Source organism: Fictibacillus aquaticus (assembly GCF_002245695.1).
Lineage (GTDB): Bacteria > Bacillota > Bacilli > Bacillales > Fictibacillaceae > Fictibacillus > Fictibacillus aquaticus.
On sequence record NZ_NOII01000010.1, the window covers coordinates 41,511 to 66,052 of the forward strand.

The following is a 24,542-nucleotide window of genomic DNA, read 5'->3' on the forward strand; positions in this document are numbered from 1 at the left end:
ATTAAATCGCCTCCCCGTTCAGATTTTCCTCGAGCTTCTGTCGCTCGTATTGTTCCTTATACCACCCATCACGCTCGATGAGCATTTGGTGAGTTCCTTCTTCTGCAATATAGCCATCATCCATGACGACTATCCAGTCTGCATGTTCTACAGCTGACAGACGATGTGTCGTGATAAACGTTGTTTTACCGGCGCGTTCTGTTCGGATGTTTTGGATGATCGCCGCTTCAGTTTTAGCATCAACCGCTGACAGGGCGTCATCCAAGATAAGGATTTCTGGATCCACATAAAGCGCACGCGCTATTGAAACACGCTGCTTCTGGCCGCCCGACAATGCCACTCCTTTTTCACCTACTAAAGTGCTCAGCCCTTCCGGCAGGAACTCCACATCTTTTCTGAAAGCAGACATTTTAAGAACATGGTCAAGCTTCTCATCTGTTCCCTTGCTGTTGCCAAATTGAATATTTTCTTTTACAGAGCGTGAGAAAAGAAAAGCATCCTGCGGTACATAACCGATCCACCCTTGCAAAGCTTCCATATCAATATCTTCAATAGAAATGCCAGAAATCTTAATTTCACCCTCACCAGCAGGATATTCACGCAGCAGCTGCTTTAACAAAGTCGTTTTTCCTGATCCAGTCCGTCCTACGATTCCAAGAGTTCCGCCTTTTTTGACGGATACGGTTACATCTTTTAAATTATCAAACTCAGATGATGGATATCGGAACGTGACATTCTCAAATGCAATCGTACCAGGCTCCGCGAGCGGAACAAGGTCATCTCCGTTCACCACATCCTGTTTATAAGCTAATGTTTCGTTCACACGGTCAAGCGATGCGCTCCCACGCTGCATGACGTTAATCAATTCACCCACAGCAATCATCGGCCAAATCAGCATTCCTAGGTAAACGTTGAACGATACAAGCTCGCCAAGTGTGATCGTGTTATGAAAGACCATATAAGCTCCATATCCTAAACCGATTAAATAGCTGATGCCGACCATAATCTTAATCGTCGGATCAAACAAAGCATCGATCCGGGATACAGCAAGGTTTTTCTGATACACCTCTTCGGTTACATCATTAAAGCGCTTTATGTCCGCTTCTTCCTGCACGTATGCCCGGACGACACGCACACCCTGAACACTCTCTAATACTGAATCGTTCATTTCACCAAATGCATCCTGTGCTACGGTAAATCTTTGGTGTACTTTAGCTCCATACTTGTTGATAATAATCGCGATAACCGGCAGCGGTATAATAGCTGCGAATGTCAGCTTCCAGCTGATCATGAAGCCCATTACTAGCAATATCGTGCCCATAAAAAGCGTGGAATCAACTAGGGTCAATACACCGAACCCCGCAGTCATCGAGATTGCCTTTAAGTCATTCGTTGCTCTTGCCATCAGATCTCCCGTGCGGTTTTTCTCATAAAACGTCGGAGTCATCTTCAGCATGTGGCGCATAAAACGCGAACGCATCGTCCGCTCGATGATGAATGCTCCGCCAAAAAGCTGGTAAAGCCAGATGTACATAAACCCGTACATGGTGACGAGAACTGCTGCAAATATTAATATTGTCTCGATCATTTTAGCTTTTGTAAGTGTCCCCATATAAATGGCGTCGATTGCATCCCCGATCAATTTCGGCGGAATGACCTCAAGCACTCCAACTAATGTGAGCAAGGAAATGGCAATTGTATACCTTATCCAGTGCCTCTTAAAGAACCAGCCTAACTTAAATAAAACCGTAAACATACGTTATCCCCTCTTTCTCTCTTTACGTTCTGCGTGATAAGCCGCTGCCTGGCTACCCAAATAATGTGTGGTCTTTTCGTTCTAGCCAAATCATCGTTTTTCTACTTTTCACATGCTTCACTTCTCCCTTTAAAATTGTTATATTTAACGGAATTTTCCAGTTAAACCGAAATAAAAAAAGCATACCACGAGCGGGTATGCTTAAAAATAAAAAAAACACGCCACAAATGGAAATGTGACCTGCCAGATATGTAAAAATTCAGCTAAATGCAGAAAAAAAGACAGCTAGCCTATTTTCCAGAGCGGCGGGTCATGGTATGAAATTGTAGGTCGGCTGCTGCTGCGCCCGTTTGCATTCTGCGGACGAGAGTCTTATTCATTACAATCATCATGACACCTGCTCCTTTCCATAAAATAGGTATTTGTTTAACTTTGGTAATCTTAACACTATTCTAATTAGTATGTCAAATTAAAAATAATATAACTCATAATAATATTAATAAACAAAATCAAAGAAAATGTTCGCCTAAAAACAAAAATTGGCCGATTTCCGCTGCAGCGGAAGTCGGCCAATTTTTTAGTTGAACTGCCTCGTAAGATTAGCCATTTCGATCGCGGAAACAGCTGCCTCCCAGCCTTTGTTTCCTGCTTTCGTCCCTGCACGCTCGACAGCCTGCTCGATAGAATCTACTGTCAATACGCCAAAGATAACCGGAACGCCCGTTGACATCGCAGCTGCCGAAACCCCTTTGGCTGCTTCGTTGCATACATAGTCAAAGTGCGGAGTGCTGCCGCGGATTACCGCACCAAGTGTGACGACTGCATCATAGTTCCCGCTCTCTGCCATTTTCTTCGCGATCAGAGGAATCTCAAATGCTCCTGGCACCCATGCCATATCTACATCATCCTCCGAGAGACCGTGGCGCTTAAAAGCATCCTGTGCGCCCGATACAAGCTTGCCTGTAATGAATTCATTAAAACGCCCTGCCACGATTCCAACCTTCAGCCCAGTTCCTACTAAATGTCCTTCAAATGTTTTAGCCATTTTTATAAACCCTCCAGAATTTTTTTAAGTGTTAAAAATGAAGCATATGTCCAAGCTTGCTCTTCTTCGTTTTCAAGTAGCGTTCATTGTCTTTTACAGCCGGCATCTGAATCGGAACGCGTTCCGTCACATCCAGCCCATAGCCGTTCAAGCCAGCAATCTTTCTAGGGTTATTTGTCATCAGCTTCATTTTGCGGATGCCAAGCTCCCTTAATATCTGAGCGCCGATGCCATAATCTCTTAAGTCCGGTGCGAACCCTAGCTGCTCGTTTGCTTCAACTGTATCAAGTCCTTGCTCTTGAAGCTTGTAGGCGCGCATTTTATTTAACAGCCCAATGCCCCGTCCTTCCTGCCGCATGTACAGCAGAACACCGCGTCCTTCTCTTTCAATCTGTGCGAGAGCTGCATGCAGCTGAGGTCCGCAATCACAGCGGTTGGAACCGAAAACATCGCCAGTGAGGCATTCAGAATGCACCCTGACAAGCACCGGCTCATCTGGAGACAATTCTCCTTTTATTAGAGCGACATGTTCTTTGTCATCCAGCTGATTCGAGAAGCCTACCGCCTTAAAGTCGCCGAATTCAGTCGGAAGCATGATTTCCACTTCCTTCTTTACAAGCTTGTCTCGTTTATTGCGGTAAGCGATAAGATCCTTTATCGTGATCAGCTTAATATTGTGCTGCTCGCTAATTTCCTTAAGCTGCGGAACACGTGCCATCGAGCCGTCTTCGTTCATGATCTCGCAGATAACACCAGCTGGATTCCCGCCTGCAAGCTTTGCGAGATCCACTGCAGCTTCGGTATGACCGGCACGCCTGAGCACGCCTCCTTCTTTTGCGATAAGAGGGAATATGTGGCCTGGCCGTTTAAAATCTTCTGCAGCAGAATGCGATGCAGCAAGCTCTTTAATCGTAAAAGCACGTTCATGTGCCGAAATGCCTGTTGTTGTTTTAGCATGATCAACACTCACTGTAAAAGCAGTTCCGTGGGAGTCAGTATTCTGCAGGACCATCGGTGCCAGCGCCAGTCTGTCAGCAATTTCCTCTGTAACCGGAACACATACGAGTCCCCGTCCTTGTGTTACCATGAAGTTCACCGCTTCAGGCGTTACTTTATCGGCCAGCATCACAAAGTCACCCTCATTTTCACGGTCTTCATCATCAATAACAATAATCATTTTTCCTGTTTTCAAATCTTCAAGTGCTTCTTCTATTGAATGGAACATGTTTTCCTCCTGTCTAAAAACCATTTTGCTCAAAAAACTCAAATGTCAGTTCTTTTTTTCCGCCCGTTCGTTCTTTCACTTTACTCACCATCATGCGGCTTACATATTTAGCGAGCATGTCACATTCGACATTTACGGACTGACCTTTTCCCTTTGCTCCGAGAACTGTATGAGAAACGGTATGAGGGATTAGTGAGACGGTGATCGTGTCATCTGAAACGCCAAAAATTGTCAAGCTCGTCCCATCGATAGAAACGGAGCCTTTCATCATAAAATAAACCATTAACGGCTCCGGCATCTTAATCTCATAATAGATGGCATTCTTTTCAGGCCGCTTATCGATGATCTCGCCTGTTCCGTCCACATGTCCTGACACAAAATGGCCCCCAAACCGCCCTCCGGCAGCCATCGCTCTTTCTAGATTTACTGCCGAAGTTGTATTCAGTTCCTTCAGAGTAGTCGTCTTATATGTTTCAGGCATCACATCTACCGTGAACTGTCTATCTGTATATGAGGTGACCGTCAGGCAGACGCCATTTACTGCGATGCTGTCTCCCAAATTAACATCTTCGAGGACTTTCTGTGCTCCAATTGTAATGACAATCGTTTCGTTCCCTTTTCGGATCGAGGATACTGTTCCTAATTCTTCAATGATTCCTGTAAACATTTATGATCCTCCTCTTACCGAAGCTGTAATTTTAATATCTGGTCCGATTCGTTCGACACTTTCAAGCTCCAGCTTTAAGGCGTCTTTAAGCCGTTCAATTCCCCCGCCGCCAAAAGGCTGGGGAGCATCTGAGCCTCCGATCAGAATTGGCGCCTGATACATAATCACCTGCTGAATGCTTCCTGACTGCAGGAAGCTGCCATTCACTGAGGAGCCTCCTTCAACAAATAATGATGTGATGTTTTCGCTTCCGAGCAGCTCCAGTACACTTTCAATTTCAATTGAAGGCGTTGATAAAGGAATTACACGTACTCCTTTTTCTGTATACGGTAAAATTTGTTCCATACTTACGCCTGAACCGGTTATGATCCAGGTCGGCGCTTCACTGTCTGTTACTAGTTTTGCCTCGATCGGCGTCTGTAATGTGGTATCTAAAATAATTCGGATGGGGTTACTTCCGCCGTTTGGCAGACGTGTGGTAAGAGAAGGATTGTCGGCCAGGACAGTTCCTATTCCAACAAGGATGGCATCATGGGAATGCCGGTAACGATGGGCATCATCTCTGGATTCTGCACTCGTAATCCATTTGCTTTCGCCGGAAGCGGCAGCGATTTTGCCATCAAGGCTTACAGCTGTCTTTAAAGTAACATACGGTTTGCGGTGCTTTTGAAAGTGATTGAACACTTTGTTCATACTTTCCGCTTCTTGTCTGCAAATGCCAGTTACAACTTCTAACCCTGCTTCGCGAAGCCGTTGAATACCCTTTCCACTCACGATTGGGTTCTGGTCTATTGCGGCAATCACAACCTTCTTAACACCAGCTTCAATAATCCTGTCAGCGCAAGGCGGTGTCTTTCCATAGTGGCTGCAAGGTTCAAGTGTGACATAAATAACTGAGTCCATGGCTTTATCTCCTGCCATATTTAATGCGTGAACCTCTGCATGGTGCTCCCCTGCTCTCAGGTGAGCTCCCATTCCCGCAATCTGTCCGTCTTTTACAACTACAGCACCGACCATCGGATTAGGGGACGTCTGTCCTTCTGCACTCTTTGCGAGTTCAAGTGCCAGCTTCATATAATGCTCATCTGTCATCCTTCTCACCTTCTTTCTCTTAAAACGTAAAAACCCCGGAAGATACAATTCTCCCGGGGTTTTTGCTGTTAAAAAGCAATGCTAAATAAAGCTTAATCACGTATTTGTTTTAAAATGCGCAAAAGCCTTCTCCTTACCTTCTCCCATCCAGACTATACTGTCGGCTCCGGAATTTCACCGAATCCACCGCCCGCTAGCACATAGCTATGCGTTCGGGTCACGGGCTGAGAAACAAATGTTTCATCACCGCCGGTTGGGAATTTCACCCGACCCCGAAGGTACTTTGTATTCAATTAAGATTCATTATAAAGAACCTTATATGAGAATACAAATGTGAATACTTGCTATTGTCCGATAATCAGTTTTTCCTGAGGATAGCGGTACCGTTCGTTTACGGTCCTTCCTCGGATGATGAAAAGGAAAGACAATATCCCGATCCGTCCGATAAACATCAAAATCATGAGAATGACTTTTCCGGTTGCGCTTAAATCTGCCGTTATGCCAAGAGACAAGCCGGTCGTACCGAATGCTGAACACACCTCAAAAAATAAAAGCTCAACACCCATCGGATCTGTGATCATAAGAATAAATGTCGCAGTCAGGACGATCATGGTCGCGACAATCACCACGATAAACGATTTTTTCACGTCTTCAGGGATAATTTCTCTTTTGAAAATTTTGATTGTGTCCGTCCCTTTTGCAAAAGAATAGATGGCCAAAAGCACAACAGCAAATGTAGTCGTTCGTATCCCGCCGCCGACACTTGAAGGAGAAGCGCCGATAAACATCATGATGCTGATAAACAGCCATGTCTGAACAGAAAAATCTGGAATGTTCATCGTGCTGAGTCCGCCGCTACGGGTAGTAACCGATTGAAACAGCGAATAAAAGAACGTTTCATGCCAGCTTTTCCCCTCAAAGAAGAGCCTCATCTCCAGCAGGAATATACCTACTGCTCCCGCGAAAACAAGTCCCATGAAGGTCAGTACCGTAATTTTTGTAAAAAGGGTAAATGTATATTTTTCTTTATACTTCCGCTCGCTGATGAAATTCTTGATCTCGATCAATACAGGAAACCCAATTGCTCCTGCAGTAATTAGGAACATCGTAACAATCTGCACTAAATAATCGTGACGGAACGGAATAAGCGAACTGCCTGTAATATCAAATCCAGCATTTGTTGTAGCAGTTACCGATGCGAAGAAGGCATGATAAAGCGATGACTGCCAAGAACTGTAATGGGGCAGGAACAGGATAAAAAGCAGGATTGCGCCGACAAGCTCTATGGCAAAAATCAGGAACAAAATCTGCCTCATAAGCTGAACAAGTCCTGATAATGTGGATTGGTTCTGGTCAGTCATGATCAGCTGCCGTTCTCTCATCCCTATTCTTTTTCCTATAAGAAGCCATATTGCCGTTCCGAGTGTCATGACACCGATTCCGCCGATCTGCACAACAGCTGCAAGCACAACTACACCGGCAGGATTAAAGGTCTCAGCAATACTGAGAGACGTCAGTCCGGTTACACTAACAGCACTGACTGCTGTGAACAGAATATCTATGAATGCAGCATCCGTTCCTTCTCTATGAAGGCCAGGCAGGCTCAGCAAACCTGTAGCAACAATTACTGAAATTAAATAGAAGATGATGATCAGATGAACCGAGGTCAGGTGTTTTTCCCTTCTTGGCCTGTAAGCTTCCTTAAACATAAATCCACCTCAAGTGCTTAATATATAAAAGTCTCTTCAAAAATCGAAAAAATAAAACACCCTCTATAAAAAGAGGATGCTAGGCAGTTTCTGATATACTCTCTCGGATTTTATCATAAAACAGCGAAGGATTGTCTACTCTTATTAGAATTCTGCTTGCTTTACGTTTAATGCCGTACATCAGCTTATAATCCTGAGGTTCGTTCAGCAAGATCTCAAACTGTGGTTTTTCCTGCACAAAGTCTGCCACATAAGCCTCAAATGTTTCTTTCAACTCTGCAGGCTTTGGCTGATCGGGTCCATCATATTGCCTTATCTCTTGAATGTTTTCCAGAGGCACAGCAATACCTTTCGTTATGCCTACCTGTAGAACCAGCTCCTGATCTGTCAATACAAACGGCTGTTTCCTCACCCCTTGAATATGAGAGATTAAAAAAATCATCGTATAAATGTTGAGCACTAAAATAACGTAAGCCATCCAGACGTTCCACTGGTGCAATATATAGTGAAAGCCGACAGATTCCAGCGCAATAGCATGTATCAGCATGATGTTCATAGCTGTAAATCCAGTCTTTTCGTGATAAGTGAAAACGTTAGGTCCTTCCGTTTTTTTCTTTCGCCAAGACCAGAAAGCAAAATAAAACATCGTCCATTCACTCATGTACAGCTCGGTAACAGGAGAAGGTGAAATCTGGCTGTATAAATTACGTCTGGCTCTTATAGCAAACGGGATATTAGTATTATTATCTTGCTTAAATTTCCTGATTCCGTTTATGATTTTGCGTGCGATAAAAATGAGGAAATACAGTTCGGCAATTCCAATAAGCAGTTCAAATCCAATTAGCACTTTAGGAATATACGAAAATTGTTCCATCTGAGCTGAAGGGATAATGCGTGTTCCGGCAAAATATCCAGCCAGTACAGCAAGAACAACGAGTTTCCAAGAATGCTTTTTTCTGATGATCATAAAGTAAGTCACTAAAGGTATGACCACAAGAAGATCAAACAATGATCCGAACACCATGTATGGCGGTGCAGGCATTTCTTCAATGCGGTAAACGAAATAATTGCTGCTTAAAACAGCCAAAATGATGAAAAGGTAAAGAATTATTCGGACAGGTCTGGTACTTAGAACTGTTTTCATAAACACACCCCCACTTCCATTATACGGTAGTTAACTTTCTGGAAAATGGGTTTTATTTCAAGTTTCACACAACGTACAAAATTAAATAGCCGCGAACCTTTAACAATACTCTGATTTTTCTTAGTTATTTAGGTATGCCTATTAAATAGTTTTCAGGTCCGAAATACTATATTAGAATCAATAACGTTTCAAATTTGTGTTTTGCGGATATTTTATACTTAACAACCAATCAGGCAGGAGGTGTACGGCATGACATTCCTTTTATCACTCGCAGCCGTCGCAGCTATCGCAGGCATCAACGAACTAAAACACGCTATTAAATAGAGCTTTTTCAAAAAAGATTGTTGCTTTTGAACTGAAAGAACTCAGAGAAGGGTTGATCTGCGTTTCAGGCGCACGCTTTCCGCGGGGCGGGCGGTGAGCCACTCGCCGCTACGCGCCATTGAGTGTCTCACCTTCCCGCTCGTCCCGCAGGAGTCGGCACCTTACACTCCGATCAACTTTATCAAAGATGAATTCGAGATGATCAAGCGAATGTGATGAATGTGTCGATCACTCAATTTAACCTAAGAATGAAATCTCTCATGGATTAAGCATCAAAGCATCACTGCAGTGACAACGCGCTGAACTTTCTACCAATTGCACCACAATTTGTACAAACAGCCAAAATAAAAACAGCACCCGGATTATGCTCCGGGTGCTGTTTTCGTTTAATTATTAAAAGATCTTTCCGCTGAAGGCTCTGTCATCGGCTCTTCTTTCACTGTCTCAGTCTTCCGCACCTGTATTTTCTTGATCTGATGGCCTTCGATCTCAATCACCTTAAACTCGTATACTTCATGCAAGAGGGACTCCCCTGCCTGTATATCAGAGTTCATCGAAAGCATCCAGCCGCCGATCGTATCAAGCTCGCTGTCATCGATATCAAGAGCATACATCTCGTTAACATCAGCGATCAGAACCTTGCCATCAAGAACTTTAATGTTCGGCTTAAGATCCATGATCATTGGGGACTCGTCTTCGTCAAACTCGTCGCGGATCTCCCCTACAAGCTCTTCCATGATATCTTCAATCGTTACAAGGCCGGCTGTTCCGCCGTACTCGTCGACTAGGATGGCCATGTGGAACCTGTTTTTCTGAAGCTTTACAAGCGTCTCTTTGATCGGTGTCGCTTCAAACACACTCAATACGGGACGAATGTAATGCTCCAAGTCATGCTTTTCACCATTTATAAGATCAAAAAAGATTTCTTTTGAGTTGATCATTCCAAGTACATGGTCCTTGTCTTCTCCAACAACAGGATAACGCGTATACTTTTCCTGCATGATAATCTCGAGGTTTTCTTCCATCGTATTATCCATGTATACACACATCATTTCTGTGCGCGGAACCATGATTTCTTTTGCCACTCGATCATCGAAATCGAACACTTTATTTACATAGCTGAATTCTGATTTATTGATCTCACCGCTTTTGTAGCTTTCGCTCAAAATTAAACGAAGCTCTTCTTCGCTGTGTGACACCTCGTGTTCAGACGCCGCTTTAAAACCAAGCATCCTTGTCAAAATCTGTGCGCTTCCGTTCAAAAGCCAGATAAACGGGTACATCAATTTATAAAATAATAATAAAGGCCCGGCTAATAGCAGACTGACTGATTCTGCCTGCTGAATGGCAATCGTCTTTGGAGCAAGCTCTCCTAGTACTACATGCAAGAATGTAATCACTGCAAAAGCAAGAATAACTGAAACGGTTGTTGCGAGCGCTTTATCTACATCTAATCTTTCAAAAACCGGATGAAGCAGATGCTCCATCGTTTGTTCACCTAGCCAGCCCAGTCCTAGGGCTGTAATCGTAATTCCAAGCTGGCACGCGGAGAGCGAGCCATCGAGATTGGAAATGACTTTACGAACCGCTAAAGCTTTTCTGTTCCCTTCCTCCACTAATTGGTCGATGCGTGTCCGGCGAACACGGATGATTGCGAATTCTGCCGCCACGAAAAATGCCGTTAATAGAATGAGAAGAGCTACCACGATTAACTTTAATATGTCCAATTAGACCCTCTGTACCTCAAAAAGCCGAGATACGAGAGTTGTCACCTCCTGGGTTTTTTATATAGTTAAACACCATTTTACCACAAAAAACGGCTAATGCTTATAATAACAACTTATAACTTTGAAGAATGCTGAAATGGCACGAGTTTTTCCGTCCTTCTGACAGGATAATAAGCGATCAGGCACAGGACAAAAGCCACGGCCTCCAGCGATAGAATATACCAAGGATGCGGTCCCAAAAAGTCAATGATACTGCCGTTTTCCGGCTTTTTCATCAAAAACATATAATTGCTTCCAATGAGGCTGTTAATGACATAAACGAAAAGCGCATAGGCATTAATGAAGCCAAAAGTCTTAAAAAGGCTCACAAGCCGCAGACGCACACGCTTCACGATCACATAATACATCGCAGCTACCACTATAGCCCCATGCGCGACGAAATAATCAAAGAAACGATAATGCGGGAATGACGCTTCCAGCTCAGGAGTTATCAGCGCCTGTGTTGCCCCTACAAACCCGGCAAAATAAACAAAAGGAAAGAACTTTGTGTTGTTTGTCAGCAGCAGGATGCTTGAAGCCAGGATACTCAAACTGCATAGCTGCAGCGGCAAATGCTTTGAAATGTCCCAGTTCCCGTTGTACACTGCCCACGCATGATAGGTTATTTCACAACATATCAGTACCCCTGCAAGAACCCAGCGGAACACTTTATCTGCTCTGCCAGTAAAAAACATCCTTAGCGGCAAGAACAATAGAATCGCTGCGAGAATTACTGCCATTGACACTAGATGTGCCGTACCGAACATATGAAAAGGTTTAAACTCCATTCCAAAGAAATGCTCCATTCTCTCCCCCCTTTTTTATGCATTGCGCTGCAAGTGATTATTACATATGTATTCAAGAAAAACAGGAATATTTTAAGCAATGCACTAATTCGCTAATGAATCGGCTGTTTCCTTTATAGGTTCCTTTTTATGGGGTACGGTACCCCATATGGACATTCCCTCAGAAGTGTCTTCCTGAAAAAGACACACAGCTCCACGACAATCTACATGCATAACTTACGCCGCATTACCAAACATTACTAGTACAACAACAATTTGAGGGCGGACATCATGGAAAAAACATCAGTTTCGCAGACATTGTCTATAGATTTTAATAAGAACATCACGTTTCTAAAAAGCCTGTTTCAAGGCTGTGAAGATATTATTTTTGAATCCTATCAGTTCGGCGCCGACTACGAGCAGGAGGCGGTAGTCGTCTACTGCACATCGATCATTCAGAATGAGAAGCAAAATCTGCTGAAAATGGCGCTGCAGGACCTCGTTTCAGAACGATTAAGTCCTGGCATCCCCCTTACCTCGCATGACGTGCAGCATTTCTTCCTGCGCCGCGGCGTGACTGAACGCCCAGTAAAGACTCCTCATACTTTAAAGGATGTATCCGAACAAATCATGACCGGGCACATCATCATTTTATTTGATGGATGGAACCAGGCACTCAGCTATAACTCTTATTCGGTTGAAAAAAGGTCTGTGGCTGAACCGCAGAACGAGATGGTTGTTACTGGCCCGCGTGAAGGCACGATTGAGAACCTCACAAAGAATATCGGTCTGATCCGTGCACGTCTTAAATCGTCTGATCTTAAAATACACTACAAGAATGCTGGAAAAAGAACACGTACGCGCTGGGCATATGGGTACTTAGCAGGCACGTGTGATAAGGACATGCTCAAAGAATTTGAAAAAAGAATTGAGAAAATCGCTTCAGAGGAGATTCTTGAAACCTCTTATATCGCTGAGCTGATTGAAGACTCTACGCTCACACCTTTTCCGCAATTCCGAATTACTGAACGGCCGGATGTTGCTGCTGCTGCTCTCTTACAAGGGAAAATTATCGTGATGGTGGAAGGTACAGGAACAATCGTTATCTGCCCGGGAATGTTTCATGAGTTCTTCCAATCCGCATCCGATTATTATCAGCGATCCACTTTTTCATCGCTTATCCGCCAGCTTCGGATAGCAGGCTTTATTTTAAGTTTGACGCTGCCAAGCATTTATATTGCATTGACCACTTTTCACGCAGAACTAATACCAACTGTACTGCTTATTGCCATTTTAGATACACGGGAAGGCATCCCTTTTCCAGCCGTAATCGAGGCTCTTATCATGATTTTTTTCTTTGAACTGCTTCAAGAGGCAGGAATCCGTCTTCCAAAACCGATTGGATCAACTGTCAGTATTGTTGGAGCCCTCATTATCGGGGAGGCCTCCATTAATGCCGGTATCGCGTCTCCTATCATGGTCGTTGTCATCGGCCTGACGGGCATTGCTTCCTTTTCCATACCACAATATGATTTCGGTTTTGCTGCCCGCATCATCCGGCTTCCCTTCATGATTCTGGCTGCTACCCTCGGAGGCTTCGGATTACTTATCGGGTTCATCCTGCTCTTCCTCCACCTGTCGAAGCTGAAGGTAATGAACCAGTCTTACTTAGGTGCGCTCAACTTAAACAACACGGTTATATTGAGAGACGGGTTAATGAGATTAACACTCAAGAAACTTCTGAAAGGGCCAGGCAAGAAAAATATGTTCAAGACACGCTCTTGAAGCAAGGCAGGGAGAACCATGTTTATCAATCGGAAAATATTTATATCCCTTTTATGCCTTGGACTTCTGACAGGGTGCTGGGATCAAGCTGAACTTCCTGATTACGGGTTTGTCCAATCTATTGCGATCGAGTACAAAAAAGACCGTTTTAAACTAACAACTCAATTTTATAAACCTGCGGCAAAAATAGCCTCTTCAGGCGGAGGAAGCGATGTATCTTTTTTAAACATAGCTACTGAGGGCGATACCGTATTTGAAGCCATCAGAGATATCACAACACATCTTGGCCGTAAAGCAACTTGGGGCCATATGCGATTTATTCTGATCGATGAGAAAACAGCGAAGAAAGTTCCTTTAAACGAAGTGCTCGAATTTTTTTACCGCGATCACGAACCACGGATTCTAACCGGGATTGCTCTGACAAAAGGAGAAGCTCCAAAATATTTAAAAACAAAGCCGCACGTAGAAAACACGATAAGCCAGCAGCTGAATGAGATTTCAAAGGCTGCTGGTGAACATAGCGGGAAAACATATCCTGCTACACTTTTCACACTTGGAAAGCAGATGTTAAGCGAAGTGGGTATCGCATATGTGCCATATATCAAAGAGGAAAAGACTGCGAAAGACAGTGTTGTCGTCGCTGGTTTAGCCGTTTTGAAGGATGGTAAGCTAAAAAAAATATTTACACCTCAAGAAACAAAATATTTAATGATCGGCCTTAACGAACTGAAAGGAGCGATAATTGAGGTACCTTGCGGAAAAGATGCGAAGGACAAAGCGGAAACGTTCGAGGTTGTCACATCAAGTACGAATTGGAAAATGCATACTTCAAAAAATCAAATCCAATATGATGGAAAAGTTGAAATGAAGGTCAGCATTGGAGAATTAAGGTGCTCATCAGCTCTAGACAGTACACAGATTGAAAAGCTGAACAACCGTGTCGCAGCTGTTATTGAAATGAAGCTGTCACAGTTGTTGAAGAAAACCCAGAAAGAACGGTTGGATGTTCTGGGTGTCGGTAATGAGCTGTACCGTCATAAAACAAAGAAGTGGCAGAGTATAAAGCAGGATTGGGATAAGCTGTATCCTAAAGTGAAGTTTAATGTTGACACAAAAGTAAACATCATCAATTCAGGGATAGATTCCGGAGAACCATTTAAAGTCGGCGGCTAAAGGAGAAACCATTCATGTTCGAAAAAATATTTGTACTATGCTGCATTTTAGCGGTTTTATATTGGGACTACAAAAAAGCAAAACAAAATTCTTCTGCTAAAAAATATCATTTGATTTTGTGCGTCGGCGCCTTTTATCTGGGGTTTCTTTATTTCACAGACAATAGCCGTTATAACCTCGATGACTTCTTTAAACAGCTGTTGGGTCCCGCCGCACAGTATGTTAACGCCTACTTTCAATCGTGAAGAAAGGAGTAAACAAAATGAACAGTGCTGAAAAAATCAGTACATGGCAGCTCGCCGTCCTGTTTCAAACTTATTTGACAGGTTCAGCAATCATTAACATCCAAGGTCCCATGCTCGCAGCCAGCAAGAACGGAGCTTGGGTTTCCATGCTGGCAGCGAATGGCATCGGATTTATTATACTGTTCTTAATTCTTTATCTAGAAAAACAAAATCCCGGGCTTTGTTATGTAGAACATTCTCAGAAAGCTCTTGGCAAGATTGGAGCCATTATTGTAATCGGCCTTTTTTTACTGATCATACTTTATATTTCAGGCAATATCGTTTATGGAATGAGCCAGTATTTCACTACATCCATGATGAGAGAGACACCGCTTTATGTATTTCATTTCCTCATCCTGCTTACGGCAGGCTTAACCGCAATGGCTGGAATAGAAATCATCGCACGCATGTTCCACCTCTTAATGTATATTCTATTTGCTATAGTCTTGTTAATGCTTCTCCTGCCTCTGCCATTCTATGAGTTTCACCAGCTCCTGCCTATATTCCCTGAGGGGATCAAGCCTGTTTTAAACGGTGTTTACGTTGGGTTTGGCTTTCCGTACATGGATATATTGTACTTTTCCATGCTGCTTGTTTACCGGAATCAGAACGAACAGAAAGCACTTGGCAAATACTTATATATCGGACTTGCCATTAATGGCATCCTGCTTACTTTGACGATTGCAGCCTCTTTGATGGCCCTTGGACCACTGGTTTTTTCTAAGAAATTTCCGCTATACATCCTCGCACAGCTGATCAGTATCGGCCAGATCGTCGAAAGGGTTGAAGCCATTTTTGGAATCGCAATTATACTTGGAACATATATGAAAATTACACTTCTTCTGTTTATCGCAGATGCTGCCATCACAAGACTTGTTGGCATAAAAGAGAAACAGCTGCTGTCGCTCATCACTATCATTGTGTTTTTCCTGTCTCTTACCATGTATAAAAATGAAGTAGAGTTAGGTGAATCTGGCTCTGTTTTGGAGCCACTGGTCACTTTTTTCTTCGGTTTTATCCCGCTCATCATCGTTGTACTTGCAACTATGATAAAAAAAGCCAGGCAGTCATGACTGACTGCCTGCTGTAGCCTTTAACCCGATAATGCCTGCTATGATAAGTGATAGAAACAAAAAGCGCATTAAGCTTTTCGGTTCATTAAAGAGTACTATGCCAAGAATGACTGCACCTGCCGCACCTATTCCGGTCCAGATGGTATAAGCCGTTCCGATCGGCAGCACTTTTGTTGCTTGAGACAAAAAATAAAAACTGATGATCATCCCCGCTGCTGTTACAACAGACGGCCAGAGCTTCGTAAATCCATTTGTATATTTAAGTCCGATTGCCCATACGATCTCAAAAATCCCTGCAATAAAAAGATAAAACCAAGCCATTATAATAAACCTCCTCATAAAAATAAGCCGGGAAAGATATTAACATCAATATCCTCCCAGGCTTTTATCCTTCCGTGTACACAGATTCATATACATCTGTGCGTTTTCTCTCGGACCAGCCCCGTACTTTTATCGCCCGGCGGAACCCTAGAAAACTTTTCACTTATTTTTTTCTTCTTTTACCTATGATTAACCCTAAAACTACTGCAAGTGCTGCAAGTCCAACCAAAATATAAAGCAAAGACGAAAACTCAGGTGTGTTCTTTTTGTTCTCTGTCTTCACTTCATTTTTCGTTTTCTCCTCTTTTTTCACCCCGTCATCATTTTTGGCTGCTGGCGGTTTCGCCTCAATCTGCTCTTCCGCCTTCACCGTAAACTTATAAGACCCTTGAACGACGTGGCTGTCCTCCCCGATAATTTTCCAATACACATTGTATGTTCCGTTTGGCATCGCGTTCTCGCTCTCGCTGACAAGTTCGTTGCCTTTCGCTGCCATTTGCATGAGAGCTACTTCTTTACCGTTTGAATCTGTTACTCTTATACGGCTCAGATTCTCAATTTCTGTATTAAACGTAAGCAGAAACTTAACGTTATTATCAGTCACTGTACTCCCCTCTGCAGGCTCAGACTTAACCAGCCCTGAATGAGCAAACGACTTCTGAGGCGACACTATGAGCAGCAGCACAAAAAGAGCTGCAATCCATTTTTTCATCATAACCGCTCCTGTATATATTAGTAAATTGATAACGTCATCATAGTACGTTTTACGTTCTCCTACAAGTCAGACGACAATTTTGATAAAGATTGTTCACAATATGTTTTACAGCGTAACAATGTTATGTTACATTGGATATAACAAAGGAGGGATATAATGGAAAATGATTTGATCTCCAAAAAAGATCTCCTCGAACATGCGGGTATTTCATACGGACAGCTGTACCGTTGGAAAAGGAAAAAACTCATCCCTGAATCATGGTTTATACGCAAGTCCACTTTCACCGGCCAGGAAACCTTTTTTCCTCGCAAGAGCATTATAGAACGCGTCGAGAAAATCATGAATTTAAAAGATGACGTCTCCCTTGATGACCTCGCTGATATGTTTTCCCCTCAGCCTGCTGCAGCAAGTATGACATCAAGCCAGCTTACAGAACGGAACATTGTTTCACCCACTACACTGGAGCTTTCTACTAGGCTGCTTGGGACAAAGCAAGAGTATTCGTTTCTTGAAATCGTGCAGCTTCGCATCACCGACCACCTTCTCCACCAAGGAGACATGACGCTTACTGAAGCCGATCTGCTTCTGCAAACCTTCTCAGACCACCGCGAAAAGCTTCAAGGCCAAGACATGAACATTCTTTTAATTCGCAAAATGGGAGTTCCGCTTGTCTTATTCATTCCAACATCCTGTGAGCTTCTTCTTGACTCCCAAACAAAAGTTATCGCATCCCTCAATCTTAATGGATTTGCCGAGCAATTAAAAATTCAGCTAACGTAGGAGGAATCAAGAGATGGAACAAACCACCCGCACCGATTTAACCATTTCAGGGTCCGGCAGCGCTGCCGGGGGATTTTATGAGGATGTAAAAGTAAATGGTTCTGGCAAGATCCAAGGAGACATCAACTGCTCTCTTTTCAAAGCAAACGGCAGCGCCAATGTTTATGGCAGCATCACGGCACGAGAAGTTAAAATCAACGGGTCCGCCAAAATCCAAGGCGCTGTCAATGCCGATGAAGTAACCATTATGGGGTCCGGTACGATTGAAAAAAACCTGGCGTGCCGCGAGCTTAGTATCAACGGCTCCGCCACTGTTGCCGGAAACGCCGAAGCGAAGGAATGTGAAGTAAACGGTTCTGCCACATTTAAGAACGATCTTTCGTGTGATGAAATTTCAATCCGCGGAAGAGCGAAGATTGAAGGCAGCTGCTCAGCAGAGGATTTTCACGCCAAAGGACAGTTCAATATTCATGGTCTTTTAAATGCAGAATCTATTGAAGTCGATTTATATGGAGAATGCAAAGTGAAGGAGATGGGCGGTAAAGACATCGAAGTTAAAAACACAGAGTTTGCATCGCCATGGAAAAAGATTCTCCGCAAGCTGTTTCCAAGCCACGATGACCGCTTAACTGCAGAGGTCATTGAGGGTGATAACATCGTGCTTGAAAACACATTTGCAAAGGTCGTACGCGGCAATCATATTGTAATCGGGAAAGGCTGCGAGATCGGGCTTGTGGAGTATAAAGATCATCTAGACGTCCGCAGCGGAGCATCCGTCCAATCTGAGAAAAAAGTATAATAGCCTGGCTGTCCCAGCAGTGTCACAACACTTTGGGCAGCCTTTTTTTGAATATAAAAAAGACAGCATCTCAGCTGCCTTGACTCAGTCCTCATAATAACTGATCACCGAAACGGCTTCAGCCACAATTTTCTTAATCAGTTTCTTTGGTTTAATGATCGTCATTTTCGTCCCGAAACCGAGTATGAACTCAACGGCTTCCTGTTCACTTTGAAAATGAAAGACAGCCCGCATCCGCTCCCCTTTTTTCAATGGCGGACGGACGACTTTCATGAACTTCCCTGCAGAAAAGTGAACACGCTTGGCGATATCCGCTGAAATATCTACTTCTACCTCAAACGTAGGAAGTTCTGCGGCAAAATCCTTTTTAGACTGTCTCCAATACTCCTCCAGATGAAATCCATCCGGTCTTTCAAACACTTCATCCAGAAGATGAGCAGTTAACACACGCGAAACACGATAGCTTCGGAGCTGCCCATCGTGACTCGCAGCGAGATACCAGTTACCTTTTTGTGCAACCAGCCCGAGTGGTTCTACTGTCCGGTTAATAATATCCCCATTAATCTTTTCATATTCAATCTTTATCCTTCTGTTTTCAAAAACAGCTGTAAATATCTCAGGCAAAGCTTCGTCCTTTTTATGACCGTTTTCTTTCCAGCCTTCTGAATCAATGTAGATTCTGTCTCTAATGTGCTGCGCTTCTTCTTGATATGGGCCAGCAAGCGAAGATAACAGTTTTTCACGTGTATCAAGTCCCGTTCCTAGTCCAAGGTCTTCGAGCAGCGTTTTAGAAGGAAAGATAAACAGTGACCGGATGTCTTCCTTATTCAACCCGCTGAGCTTCGTTTTGAAATCATCATACAGCCGCCATCCGCCTGCTTTGCCGCGCTCTGCCAACACTGGCACACCAGCCGTTGTAAGAGCATCCATATCCCGCTGAATCGTACGCTCTGAAACTTCCAGCTCTTCAGCAAGCTCCCCCGTCGTAATCTTTCCCCTGTTTTGAAGCAGGATGAGGATGTTCATTAACCGGTCCGCTCTCATTCTAAAATTCCTCCTAAAAAAATCTTAAATAAGACACAACATGACATATTTCAAATGTACAATTAAAACAATAAAACACAAACAGGAGGCTTTGTAATGGAACATACACGTAAAGTCGTATTATTTATTGCCGTGAGTCTAGACGGTTATATTGCGAAAACTGACGGAAGTCTTGAATGGCTTTTTGCCGTTGAAGGCGAAGGAAGCAATGGCTATACTGAATTCTATGACACAATTGATACAATGATATCCGGAAGAGCAACTTATGAACATGTTTTACAAATGATGAATAATGAGTATCCGCATTATGATAAACACAACATTGTTTTGACTTCTTCTGGCAAAGGCGAGGATCCGAAAATTAGTTTCTCTAATGAAGATGTCGCTTCTATTGTAAAAAAGTTACGCAGAGAGCCAGGCAAAAATATCTGGGTGGTTGGCGGATCAAAAGTAATTGAAGCGTTCATGTCAGAAAATTTGATCGACGAATACATCATTACAGTAACTCCAGTCCTTCTTGGTGAAGGGATACCTTTGTTTACAAAATTCCCGCAAGAGATCAAGCTGAAACTGACAAACAGCCGGACTTACGGGCAGTTTGTGCAAAGTACTTATGTAAGAGCAGAATAAACGAGCACCCCAGTCTAAAATAAGGCTGGGGTGCTGATGCTTCATTTATATAGCCTCACATAAAAGGCTGTTCCATAACCAGGCTTGCTTTCTACCCAAATGTCGCCGCAATGGGCATCAACAAGCTTCTTTGCGATGGTCAATCCAATTCCGCTTCCGCCATATTCGCGGTTACGGGATTTTTCCGTCCGATAAAAACGGTCAAAAATGCGATCCAGTTCAGCTTCCTTAATCCCAATACCAGTATCTTTCACAGCCAACACAACGCTTCCGATCTCTTCAAACACCTCTGCATTCACTCTTCCTCCTGAGGGGGTGTATTTAAGTGCGTTGCTCATCAAGTTGAACATTATCTGTGCGATCCTCTTTGGATCAGCTTCAACTACTGTATTACCCTGCGTGTTCAAATTGAGCAGCACTCCTTTTTGCGTAAAAGAAGCTTTCAGCGGCTCCGCATTTTTTAGTAAAAGCTCCCCTAAGTTTACGCTCTCTTTCTTAAGCGTGAACTGCGGTGATTCCATATCAGTCAGCTGTTCGAGATCCTGTACAAGGTAAATCAGCCTGTCTATCTCTTCTCTCAGCCCGCTCATCCTTTCTGGGGTAGGATCAAAGATTCCATCCTCGATTGCTTCAATATGGCTTTTTACTGTGGCTAGCGGAGTACGAAGCTCATGGGCAACATCCGCTGTAAGTGTTTTCCGCGCCTCCTCCTGTTTTTGAAGCTGTGAAGCGAGCTCGTTTAATGACGTGCCAAGATCGTTCAACTCGTCATTGCCGATTGTTTCAATCCTTACCTCTAATTCTCCGCCTGCCATTTTTTCAGCTGCTTTTCTCATCTGGACGAGCGGTCTGGAAAGATTTTTAGCGACAAAATAACTGATCACAGCAACAAGGATCAAGGACCCTGCAGCTGTCCAGATGATCGAACTCAAGAGCGCTTGCTCAAAATGATGCACAAGTGCACTTGATTCCCCAAATCCTTTCACATCCTCCTCAAACATCATCAAATGATAATGCACTTCATAGATGATGACGAGACTTGCGATTAAGAGGATGATCGATGCTGCGGCACCAAAACTGATTGCGAGCCGTCTAAACATTAGATCCTCCAGCAAACTTATAGCCGACTCCAAAAACGGTCTGAATGTATTGAGGTGCTTTCGGATCCTTCTCTATTTTCTGCCGCAGGTTCTTCACATGCTGGTCAATCGTGCGTGTGCTTCCTTCAAAATCGTAGCCGAGAACCTTCTCGACTAATTCTTCCCTAGAAAACGGCCGCTTTGGATGGCGTGCAAAAACGAGTAAAGTTTTATATTCGTTCGGTGTTAAGCTCACCTTTTTATCGTGTACGAAAACCTCCTGTTCGCCTGCATCAATCACAAGCTGACCGTTATTATAAGAGATTTTTTCCGCCAGCAGCTGTGATCCTTCCGTTCGGCGCAAGACCGTTTTGATCCGCATCACAAGCTCACGCGGGCTGAACGGCTTAACCATGTAATCATCCGCACCCACATACAGACCGTTTATTCGGTCTTCTTCCTTCACCTTAGCTGTCAGCATCAGTACCGGTACATCTGATTCTTGCCGAATAATCTTGCAAACCTCTTCCCCATTCATATCGGGGAGCATTAAGTCCAATACAACCAAATCCACGCTAAGGCTATTTATCAGTTCGAGAGCTCTTTTTCCGTTTTCTGCTTCTGCTGTCTGAAAGCCTTCTTTTTTCAAATAAGAAGAGATGACTTCGGTTAATTTCGGTTCATCATCTACGATTAAAATGGTTTTCATTCTTCAGCCTCCTGCCACATTGTTTTTTTAAAACCGGCTAAGGGTATCTTATGGTTATGAGTAAACTTACTAAGAGATAAAGGGGATTTTAGAGAAATGAATCAGCCTCAAGGACAAGAACGCATCCAGCTTCATGGTTTCAATAACCTGACAAAATCATTAAGTTTTAATATGTATGATATTTGCTACACGAAGACGAAGGAAGAGCGTGAAGCGTACATCGAGTACATTGATGAGCAGTACAATGCCGACCGCTTGACTAAAATCTTAAATACCGTTTCTGATACGATCGGAGCGCACGTGCTTAACGTCGCCAAACAAGATTATGTTCCACAAGGAGCGAGCGTAACCCTTCTTGTATCAGAAGGACCTATTGTAGAGGTTCCTGCAGAAGCTTACGAAGACGAAGAACTCGGGGCTATGCCCGGCTCTGTCGTTATGCAGCTCGATAAAAGTCATCTGACCGTTCACACGTATCCAGAGTTTCATCCGAATGAAGGCATATCAACGTTTCGTGCGGATATCGATGTTTCAACATGCGGAGAGATCTCACCGCTTAAAGCTCTTAATCATTTGATTGATTTCTTTGATACAGACATTATGACAGTCGACTACCGTGTCCGCGGATTCACAAGGGACATTAATGGCGAAAAGCTGTTCATCGATCATGACATCACATCTATTCAGAATTATATCTCACAAGAGCACAAAAGCATGTTCGATATGATCGATACGAACATTTATCAGGAAAACGTCTTTCATACGAAGTGTCGCCTTAAGGAATTCGACTTGAACAACTATCTTTTTGGCTACTCGAAGGATACGCTCAGTTCGAGTGAACGAGAAAAGATTACGCAGCAGCTCCAAGCTGAGATGGATGAAATTTTTTACGGACGGAACATGAAACATCGTTAAAATATAGGCTAGATTTCAGAGAAGAGGTTGCTCTCCGTTTCAGGTGCACGCTTTCCGCGGGGCAGGCGGTGAGCCCCCTCGTCGCTACGCGACATTGAGTGGTCTCACCTTCCTGCTTGTCCCGCAGGAGTCGGCACCTTACACTCCGATCAACTTTACCAATGATGAATTCAAGATGATTCAGTAATCAAAAAAATTGGAAGCATTTCTATTTGGTAATCGTTGGATTTCTCAGAGGAATTACCGCTGACCTTCCATACAAACAAATCGTTCAAAAGCAACCATGTATCAATCTTTTTAAAAAAGACGTGTATTTGAAGCCTAATAATAAAAAAGATAGGGCTACACCGCCTCGACAATGAGAGTCGAGGCGGTGTAGCCCCTTATTTATTTGTCGTTTTTTATTCATATTTGATGAAAACTTGGAGTGATTGAAGCGGAAGGGTGCGAGATTCCAGCGGAACGAGCGGGAAGGTGAGACCCTTTAGGGCGCGTAGCGGCAAAGGGGCTCACCGCACGCCCCGCGGAAAGCTCAGCACCCTGGAACGGAAATCATCGCACCACACTTTGTTAAAAACTTAATTCAGTGCCCTCCAGTATGTGGCAGGCTTTTTGTTGTTATTCCACTTCAACCGTAAAATCAGCAATAAACAGCTCTCCGTCCTGCTGAAATTTCCCCAATATTTTGTATACACCTTTGTCATGGAATGATGTAGCAAATTTTGCATCTGGTCCTTTTCATCAAGCGGATGAACATGAAGATCATCCATCTTTTTTAGCTTAACTACAGGTTGTGAAGAAGTAATGAAGAATACATTAAACATCAAATAAAAAAGGAAGTGCCACTCATAATGTCTTCTCTTGCTGTTGTTACATGCATGATCGCCATCGCTCCGGTGCTGATATTAGGCGGGCTTTCCCTGGTTCTGAAAAAATGGAAAGTGATGTTTCTCGCAGCTGCATTGCTGCTATCTATTGGGGAAACAGTTTATTTTATCGCGCGCCACGATCAGGAAAAGCTTGATGTAATGGAAAATATGGACCACGTAGAATCTTATTTGCAAACCAAATACAAAGATGAGCAATGGGTCTTACGGAGAGGAGAAGGAGTATTTCGCAGCCCTGGTTCGATAGAAGCTGTTTTTTTAAATGAGCCGGACGCGGTTTATTTGTACCGTATTAAAGACAATAAAGTAACACTATCAGGATATTCATCAAAAAACGAAAAATCTGAATGGATTCATAAAGAGTAGCGTTTCATAATTATCCCTCGAGGTACATTATGTATGTGAACATTTTTTTAGGAGGGATACTATGTCTCATGAAAATTTTCAGGAATGTATTGATGAATGCCTTGCATGCTTGAAAGCTTGCAATTATTGCTTTGACTCCTGCCTGCAAGAGGAAGATGTTAAGATGATGGCTGAATGTATCCGGCTTGACAGAGAATGTGCGGACATCTGTGGCTATGCTGCTGACGCTATGTTAAGAAACAGCCCCTTTGCTATCCAGATCTGTCAACTGTGTGCAGAAATTTGTGAAGCGTGCGGCACCGAATGCAAAAAACATGATCATGAACATTGTCAGAAGTGTGCCGAAGCCTGCTTCCGCTGTGCTGAGGCGTGCCGGAAAATGGCTGCCTAAACTGAAAGTATGAAAGTTACGAACTCTCACATCTTGTATGATGCGGGAGTTTTTTTATTTTTCCAAAGAGAAGGTTAT

At 43.4% G+C, this 24,542-nt stretch carries 22 protein-coding genes, 1 pseudogene and 2 riboswitches; of the genes and pseudogenes, 9 read left to right on the forward strand and 14 right to left on the reverse strand.

Annotated elements, in window-relative coordinates:
• Window position 1: 1 nt before the first annotated feature.
• The 9 genes and pseudogenes from CGZ90_RS15050 to CGZ90_RS15090 all read right to left on the reverse strand — a co-directional run bounded on the left by CGZ90_RS15050 (window position 2) and on the right by CGZ90_RS15090 (window position 11,534).
• Window positions 2-1,756 carry an ABC transporter ATP-binding protein gene (locus tag CGZ90_RS15050; protein ID WP_094253356.1) on the reverse strand — a complete coding sequence of 585 codons (1,755 nt, stop codon included), beginning with the start codon at window positions 1,754-1,756 and terminating at the stop codon, window positions 2-4.
• A gap of 577 nt (window positions 1,757-2,333) precedes the next feature.
• Complete coding sequence (gene ribH / locus CGZ90_RS15055) at window positions 2,334-2,801, reverse strand: 6,7-dimethyl-8-ribityllumazine synthase (protein ID WP_094253357.1); 468 nt, start codon at window positions 2,799-2,801, stop codon at window positions 2,334-2,336.
• A gap of 31 nt (window positions 2,802-2,832) precedes the next feature.
• Window positions 2,833-4,026: a bifunctional 3,4-dihydroxy-2-butanone-4-phosphate synthase/GTP cyclohydrolase II gene (locus tag CGZ90_RS15060; RefSeq protein ID WP_094253358.1), complete on the reverse strand. Its 1,194-nt coding sequence runs from the start codon at window positions 4,024-4,026 to the stop codon at window positions 2,833-2,835.
• Window positions 4,027-4,039: 13 nt separating this feature from the next.
• A complete protein-coding gene (ribE, locus tag CGZ90_RS15065) occupies window positions 4,040-4,693 on the reverse strand; it encodes a riboflavin synthase (protein ID WP_094253359.1) in 654 nt (217 codons plus the stop codon).
• Window positions 4,666-5,785: pseudogene (ribD, locus tag CGZ90_RS15070) on the reverse strand (bifunctional diaminohydroxyphosphoribosylaminopyrimidine deaminase/5-amino-6-(5-phosphoribosylamino)uracil reductase RibD). The gene ribE and the pseudogene ribD overlap by 28 nt, the downstream one beginning before the upstream one ends.
• Window positions 5,786-5,916: 131 nt before the next feature.
• Window positions 5,917-6,069, reverse strand: a riboswitch (FMN riboswitch).
• Between the two features lie 60 nt (window positions 6,070-6,129).
• Window positions 6,130-7,494: a TrkH family potassium uptake protein gene (locus tag CGZ90_RS15075; RefSeq protein WP_094253361.1), complete on the reverse strand. Its 1,365-nt coding sequence runs from the start codon at window positions 7,492-7,494 to the stop codon at window positions 6,130-6,132.
• A 79-nt stretch (window positions 7,495-7,573) separates the two neighbouring features.
• Window positions 7,574-8,638: a hypothetical protein gene (locus CGZ90_RS15080; RefSeq protein WP_094253362.1), complete on the reverse strand. Its 1,065-nt coding sequence runs from the start codon at window positions 8,636-8,638 to the stop codon at window positions 7,574-7,576.
• Between the two features lie 710 nt (window positions 8,639-9,348).
• The gene (locus CGZ90_RS15085) at window positions 9,349-10,689 is read right to left on the reverse strand and encodes a hemolysin family protein (protein ID WP_094253363.1); all 1,341 of its coding nucleotides are present in this window, start codon (window positions 10,687-10,689) and stop codon (window positions 9,349-9,351) included.
• A gap of 113 nt (window positions 10,690-10,802) precedes the next feature.
• On the reverse strand, window positions 10,803-11,534 hold the full coding sequence (locus tag CGZ90_RS15090) for a YwaF family protein (RefSeq protein ID WP_094253364.1): 732 nt from the start codon (window positions 11,532-11,534) through the stop codon (window positions 10,803-10,805).
• Window positions 11,535-11,804: 270 nt separating this feature from the next.
• Here CGZ90_RS15090 and CGZ90_RS15095 point away from each other — a divergent pair, with 270 nt between their 5' ends.
• The 3 genes from CGZ90_RS15095 to CGZ90_RS15110 all read left to right on the forward strand — a co-directional run bounded on the left by CGZ90_RS15095 (window position 11,805) and on the right by CGZ90_RS15110 (window position 15,828).
• Window positions 11,805-13,298 (forward strand): spore germination protein, encoded by a 1,494-nt coding sequence (locus CGZ90_RS15095; RefSeq protein WP_094253365.1) that lies wholly within the window; start codon window positions 11,805-11,807, stop codon window positions 13,296-13,298.
• Between the two features lie 18 nt (window positions 13,299-13,316).
• Window positions 13,317-14,471: a Ger(x)C family spore germination protein gene (locus tag CGZ90_RS15100; RefSeq protein WP_094253366.1), complete on the forward strand. Its 1,155-nt coding sequence runs from the start codon at window positions 13,317-13,319 to the stop codon at window positions 14,469-14,471.
• A gap of 262 nt (window positions 14,472-14,733) precedes the next feature.
• The gene (locus CGZ90_RS15110) at window positions 14,734-15,828 is read left to right on the forward strand and encodes a GerAB/ArcD/ProY family transporter (RefSeq protein WP_094253368.1); all 1,095 of its coding nucleotides are present in this window, start codon (window positions 14,734-14,736) and stop codon (window positions 15,826-15,828) included.
• Here the strand turns inward: CGZ90_RS15110 and sugE are convergent.
• Window positions 15,823-16,149, reverse strand: a complete 327-nt coding sequence (gene sugE, locus CGZ90_RS15115; RefSeq protein WP_094253369.1) for a quaternary ammonium compound efflux SMR transporter SugE — start codon at window positions 16,147-16,149, stop codon at window positions 15,823-15,825. The genes CGZ90_RS15110 and sugE overlap by 6 nt on opposite strands.
• Window positions 16,150-16,200: 51 nt before the next feature.
• Window positions 16,201-16,311, reverse strand: a riboswitch (guanidine-I (ykkC/yxkD leader).
• Window position 16,312: 1 nt separating this feature from the next.
• Window positions 16,313-16,864: a copper resistance CopC family protein gene (locus CGZ90_RS15120; RefSeq protein WP_094253370.1), complete on the reverse strand. Its 552-nt coding sequence runs from the start codon at window positions 16,862-16,864 to the stop codon at window positions 16,313-16,315.
• Window positions 16,865-17,020: 156 nt separating this feature from the next.
• Here CGZ90_RS15120 and CGZ90_RS15125 point away from each other — a divergent pair, with 156 nt between their 5' ends.
• Both CGZ90_RS15125 and CGZ90_RS15130 read left to right on the forward strand, forming a co-directional pair.
• Complete coding sequence (locus CGZ90_RS15125; RefSeq protein ID WP_094253371.1) at window positions 17,021-17,644, forward strand: YhbD family protein; 624 nt, start codon at window positions 17,021-17,023, stop codon at window positions 17,642-17,644.
• Between the two features lie 13 nt (window positions 17,645-17,657).
• Entirely contained in the window at window positions 17,658-18,443 is a 786-nt protein-coding gene (locus tag CGZ90_RS15130; RefSeq protein WP_094253372.1) for a polymer-forming cytoskeletal protein, read from the forward strand.
• 84 nt (window positions 18,444-18,527) lie between these two features.
• On the opposite strand, the gene CGZ90_RS15135 is transcribed toward CGZ90_RS15130, so the two are convergent.
• On the reverse strand, window positions 18,528-19,487 hold the full coding sequence (locus tag CGZ90_RS15135; protein ID WP_094253373.1) for a helix-turn-helix transcriptional regulator: 960 nt from the start codon (window positions 19,485-19,487) through the stop codon (window positions 18,528-18,530).
• Between the two features lie 96 nt (window positions 19,488-19,583).
• Between CGZ90_RS15135 and CGZ90_RS15140 the strand changes: the two genes are divergently transcribed.
• A complete protein-coding gene (locus CGZ90_RS15140; RefSeq protein ID WP_094253374.1) occupies window positions 19,584-20,117 on the forward strand; it encodes a dihydrofolate reductase family protein in 534 nt (177 codons plus the stop codon).
• A gap of 41 nt (window positions 20,118-20,158) precedes the next feature.
• On the opposite strand, the gene CGZ90_RS15145 is transcribed toward CGZ90_RS15140, so the two are convergent.
• Both CGZ90_RS15145 and CGZ90_RS15150 read right to left on the reverse strand, forming a co-directional pair.
• Window positions 20,159-21,217, reverse strand: a complete 1,059-nt coding sequence (locus CGZ90_RS15145; protein ID WP_094253375.1) for a sensor histidine kinase — start codon at window positions 21,215-21,217, stop codon at window positions 20,159-20,161.
• Window positions 21,210-21,905: a response regulator transcription factor gene (locus CGZ90_RS15150; protein WP_094253376.1), complete on the reverse strand. Its 696-nt coding sequence runs from the start codon at window positions 21,903-21,905 to the stop codon at window positions 21,210-21,212. The genes CGZ90_RS15145 and CGZ90_RS15150 overlap by 8 nt, the downstream gene beginning before the upstream one ends.
• A 96-nt stretch (window positions 21,906-22,001) precedes the next feature.
• Here CGZ90_RS15150 and speD point away from each other — a divergent pair, with 96 nt between their 5' ends.
• The 3 genes from speD to CGZ90_RS15170 all read left to right on the forward strand — a co-directional run bounded on the left by speD (window position 22,002) and on the right by CGZ90_RS15170 (window position 24,464).
• Window positions 22,002-22,820, forward strand: a complete 819-nt coding sequence (gene speD / locus CGZ90_RS15155) for an adenosylmethionine decarboxylase (protein ID WP_094253377.1) — start codon at window positions 22,002-22,004, stop codon at window positions 22,818-22,820.
• Between the two features lie 851 nt (window positions 22,821-23,671).
• Window positions 23,672-24,073 carry a hypothetical protein gene (locus CGZ90_RS15165; RefSeq protein WP_094253379.1) on the forward strand — a complete coding sequence of 134 codons (402 nt, stop codon included), beginning with the start codon at window positions 23,672-23,674 and terminating at the stop codon, window positions 24,071-24,073.
• A 61-nt stretch (window positions 24,074-24,134) separates the two neighbouring features.
• Window positions 24,135-24,464, forward strand: a complete 330-nt coding sequence (locus tag CGZ90_RS15170) for a four-helix bundle copper-binding protein (RefSeq protein WP_094253380.1) — start codon at window positions 24,135-24,137, stop codon at window positions 24,462-24,464.
• The last annotated feature ends 78 nt before the right edge of the window (window positions 24,465-24,542 follow it).

Bases quoted from the DNA above. Each gene is read 5' to 3' on its own strand.
- CGZ90_RS15050 (WP_094253356.1), bottom strand. From the start codon at position 1,756: ATGTTTACGGTTTTATTTAAGTTAGGCTGGTTCTTTAAGAGGCACTGG.
- ribH (WP_094253357.1), bottom strand. From the start codon at position 2,801: ATGGCTAAAACATTTGAAGGACATTTAGTAGGAACTGGGCTGAAGGTT.
- CGZ90_RS15060 (WP_094253358.1), bottom strand. From the start codon at position 4,026: ATGTTCCATTCAATAGAAGAAGCACTTGAAGATTTGAAAACAGGAAAA.
- ribE (WP_094253359.1), bottom strand. From the start codon at position 4,693: ATGTTTACAGGAATCATTGAAGAATTAGGAACAGTATCCTCGATCCGA.
- CGZ90_RS15075 (WP_094253361.1), bottom strand. From the start codon at position 7,494: ATGTTTAAGGAAGCTTACAGGCCAAGAAGGGAAAAACACCTGACCTCG.
- CGZ90_RS15080 (WP_094253362.1), bottom strand. From the start codon at position 8,638: ATGAAAACAGTTCTAAGTACCAGACCTGTCCGAATAATTCTTTACCTT.
- CGZ90_RS15090 (WP_094253364.1), bottom strand. From the start codon at position 11,534: ATGGAGCATTTCTTTGGAATGGAGTTTAAACCTTTTCATATGTTCGGT.
- CGZ90_RS15095 (WP_094253365.1), top strand. From the start codon at position 11,805: ATGGAAAAAACATCAGTTTCGCAGACATTGTCTATAGATTTTAATAAG.
- CGZ90_RS15100 (WP_094253366.1), top strand. From the start codon at position 13,317: ATGTTTATCAATCGGAAAATATTTATATCCCTTTTATGCCTTGGACTT.
- CGZ90_RS15110 (WP_094253368.1), top strand. From the start codon at position 14,734: ATGAACAGTGCTGAAAAAATCAGTACATGGCAGCTCGCCGTCCTGTTT.
- sugE (WP_094253369.1), bottom strand. From the start codon at position 16,149: ATGGCTTGGTTTTATCTTTTTATTGCAGGGATTTTTGAGATCGTATGG.
- CGZ90_RS15120 (WP_094253370.1), bottom strand. From the start codon at position 16,864: ATGATGAAAAAATGGATTGCAGCTCTTTTTGTGCTGCTGCTCATAGTG.
- CGZ90_RS15125 (WP_094253371.1), top strand. From the start codon at position 17,021: ATGGAAAATGATTTGATCTCCAAAAAAGATCTCCTCGAACATGCGGGT.
- CGZ90_RS15130 (WP_094253372.1), top strand. From the start codon at position 17,658: ATGGAACAAACCACCCGCACCGATTTAACCATTTCAGGGTCCGGCAGC.
- CGZ90_RS15135 (WP_094253373.1), bottom strand. From the start codon at position 19,487: ATGAGAGCGGACCGGTTAATGAACATCCTCATCCTGCTTCAAAACAGG.
- CGZ90_RS15140 (WP_094253374.1), top strand. From the start codon at position 19,584: ATGGAACATACACGTAAAGTCGTATTATTTATTGCCGTGAGTCTAGAC.
- CGZ90_RS15145 (WP_094253375.1), bottom strand. From the start codon at position 21,217: ATGTTTAGACGGCTCGCAATCAGTTTTGGTGCCGCAGCATCGATCATC.
- CGZ90_RS15150 (WP_094253376.1), bottom strand. From the start codon at position 21,905: ATGAAAACCATTTTAATCGTAGATGATGAACCGAAATTAACCGAAGTC.
- speD (WP_094253377.1), top strand. From the start codon at position 22,002: ATGAATCAGCCTCAAGGACAAGAACGCATCCAGCTTCATGGTTTCAAT.
- CGZ90_RS15165 (WP_094253379.1), top strand. From the start codon at position 23,672: ATGTCTTCTCTTGCTGTTGTTACATGCATGATCGCCATCGCTCCGGTG.
- CGZ90_RS15170 (WP_094253380.1), top strand. From the start codon at position 24,135: ATGTCTCATGAAAATTTTCAGGAATGTATTGATGAATGCCTTGCATGC.